Source organism: Stygiolobus sp. RP850M (assembly GCF_037389295.1).
Taxonomy (GTDB): Archaea; Thermoproteota; Thermoprotei_A; order Sulfolobales; family Sulfolobaceae; genus Stygiolobus.
Genome location: NZ_JBBHKU010000001.1, coordinates 1 through 2,710 on the forward strand (window position 1 = coordinate 1; position 2,710 = coordinate 2,710).

The 2,710-nt window shown below is 36.6% G+C and carries 1 protein-coding gene and 2 pseudogenes; 2 read left to right on the forward strand and 1 reads right to left on the reverse strand.

The window, feature by feature from the left end; translation table 11 throughout:
* Positions 1–292 (reverse strand): annotated as a pseudogene (locus WIW52_RS00005) (IS5/IS1182 family transposase); the annotation flags it as partial.
* A 647-nt stretch (positions 293–939) separates the two neighbouring features.
* Here WIW52_RS00005 and WIW52_RS00010 point away from each other — a divergent pair.
* Together WIW52_RS00010 and WIW52_RS00015 are read left to right on the forward strand one after the other, a co-directional pair.
* Entirely contained in the window at positions 940–1,707 is a 768-nt protein-coding gene (locus tag WIW52_RS00010; RefSeq protein WP_337707759.1) for a glycosyltransferase family 2 protein, read from the forward strand.
* A gap of 689 nt (positions 1,708–2,396) precedes the next feature.
* Positions 2,397–2,519 (forward strand): annotated as a pseudogene (locus WIW52_RS00015) (IS6 family transposase); the annotation flags it as partial.
* Positions 2,520–2,710 lie beyond the last annotated feature (191 nt).

Consider the following 2,710-nt stretch of genomic DNA (forward strand, 5'->3'; position numbering starts at 1 on the left):
TTCTTACTCTTTCCCATATTGTTGAGTAGTCTAGGCTTGTTGGGATGATTTTCAGTCTCTCTAGTGCTCTCAATACTCCTTCAATGGCCCTATAAGGTAAGAACAAGTGGAGGAATGCTAGGAATTCGTTGAACTCCTTTGGTGCCTTGTAGGTTTTCTTTGCATGTCTATTCTCCTCTGCTAGTAAATCCCACCAGTGTTCGAAGACGTAGAAGGGGAACATTAGGGTATATCTCATTATAACGTTCTCGTCGTACTTGTGCCAATCCCTCTTGTACTTACTCTTTCCCATGGGTAATACTCGTAATTATTTTTTATAAATTTTTGTATAATTCTGAAGTAGTCCACAAAGCACGGTCTTAAGATATCCTTAACTTAGTCAGTTGGAGTGAATAGGACTTTCTTTATACACAACCCTCAATGAAGGTATATCACTCGTTATTCGGTAGAAAGTACACTTCAGTTTGTGGCTACTACAACAAAAGTCAAGGATAAAACTAAGTTTAATCTTGAGAGCTTAAGGCCTAAATCCTAATTCCTTTAAGCTTTTGGCACTTAATTCCTCGATAATAGATTTGATACCGTACCGTGTCGTATTAAGTAATAAAGAAGGTGAGGTATTTATTAGCCCAGACGGAAACCAATGTAGGTTTTGAACGAAAATGACAGCTTTATATTCCTCCGATTTAAATAGTTGATCTATTATTAAATGATTAGAAGACTTTGAAAAGGAGTACTTTTTGGTAGTGAAAGAACATTAGATAAGATAAGGGAGGTAATAAAAAGTTGAACGAACACAATAAAAACTTGTTGATAATATAATAGGTAATCATGGAATAGTTAGAATAAAGAGGAAGAATTAACTTAACCCCAAGGGACGAATTTACTACGTTAAATATTCTCGTAAAAGCTAAAAATTGCCCCTCTAAGCTAGTAAGGATGAAAATAAGTGTTATAATTCCGACGCTTAATAACGAGAGGACAATTAAACTTGCAGTCAGTTCCTCTCTCAAGGTGGCTGACGAAGTAATAGTAGTTGACTCTTTTTCCACGGACAGAACAGTAGAAATTGCTGAAAATGAAGGTGCAAGAGTTCTTCAAGTGAGAGGCAGTAGGCTAGTAGCCAGGGTTGAGGGAGCAAAAATTGCAAGCGGAGATTACGTAGTTAACCTTGATTCAGACATGTACTTCTCTGAAAACTTTAAGGGATTTGAAGAGAAAGTTATAGCATTAGGGGAAATAACTGTTGGCAAAGGCGTAGTCCACAAATTAATGAGCATGGAAAGGGGAATAACTCATAAAAAGTGGGCTGAGAATCTATCAGTTAGCAACGGTGGTATTATCCCCAGAATGTATGATAGGCAACTTCTATTGAAGGCTTATGAAATGATACCTTTAAACTTGAAAGATAGGCTTAACGCCTTTGAGGACAGTGTGATCTATTATAATGTTATGAAACTATACAAGGAAGGAAAAGTTCAGTTTATTCCTAATGCAGTTTATCACGTGGAAGACGACTCCTTTTGGCGATTTATGAGGAAATGGTATAAGTATGGTAAGAACGCTAAATTATTGAGAGGGACTGAGTATGAGAGGTTTATTTATGAGAGGAAGACTAGACCGGGGTTAACTTTTAGTGAGAAGGTAAAACTGCTACCAGTAACTTTAGTTAAGGGAATTCCGTTTGCCTTAGGATATTATCTATAACGCTAGTACTTTCAGAAAGTTTATAGCTTTATCTTAAGGATTTACCGTTAAATCCTAGTCTAAGGACTATTAGTAAATACTATCGGATGATTCTAATAGAACCAAGACAATTTTAAGATGCACGTCTTGTGAGTTAATACTAAGTAAAAAGCATATTGGAGGGCCCGTATTTAGCACATGTTAACGAGCGTTAAAATTAAAGAGAAAGATTGTTAAAGCAGAGTGCGGGAAGAGAAGGATTTATCGTTGTTATACTGCAAAGATATTAAAATTTTGTATAATTAATTTCTCTCACAGCTTTAGGCTTAATACTTTCTTTTTCCTATATCATACTGTGAGTTTATTACGTTACGGAAGTATAGGGATAGAGATACCTATAGGATACTAGTACGTTTATTACTCAACGTTCATAGTAGGTGAGTATGATTTCCTAAGGTTCAAGAAAGAAGACACTGTACTAGATGCCGGAGCTTTTGTAGGTGATTTTACAGTGAAAATATCTGGAAAGTTAAGGAAGTAGTAATTTTAGAGCCGTTACCTTAGGCTTTCAAAATTCTGAAGAGGAACGTGAGTGTGGACAACAATTTTGTTAATCTAAAATGAATTATTTGAATTGTTTGTGCTTTATTGATAGAACGTTGACGATAATACTTTTTTTAGGGTGCGTACGGGAATTAATTGGAGGTGAGATTACGGGAACTAGGTGGAAGGTTACCGTGCTCACCCAAATTTTAATGGAGTATATTAACCTTAGCCCTAGGTTTTACTCTAGGGACACCTTAGCCTATGCATTGGCCAACCAGTTTCCGGGTTATCCTATATAGGTCCTTTCAACCCACGTGGCAACGTTAGCTAATACTATGCTTGAAGTTTGAGCGAAAGATTTATAGTCTTTTTCATAATAACTGCAACGGGGGCTAAAAGTGAGTTAAATCTAGTGTTAGTAATGGGGGCTGTTGGGCTGAGTGTGCTGAGGACCTTAATTCGCTTTGAACCCAACAGC

Coding starts and splice junctions, on each gene's coding strand:
- WIW52_RS00010 (WP_337707759.1), top strand. CDS start 940: ATGAAAATAAGTGTTATAATTCCGACGCTTAATAACGAGAGGACAATT.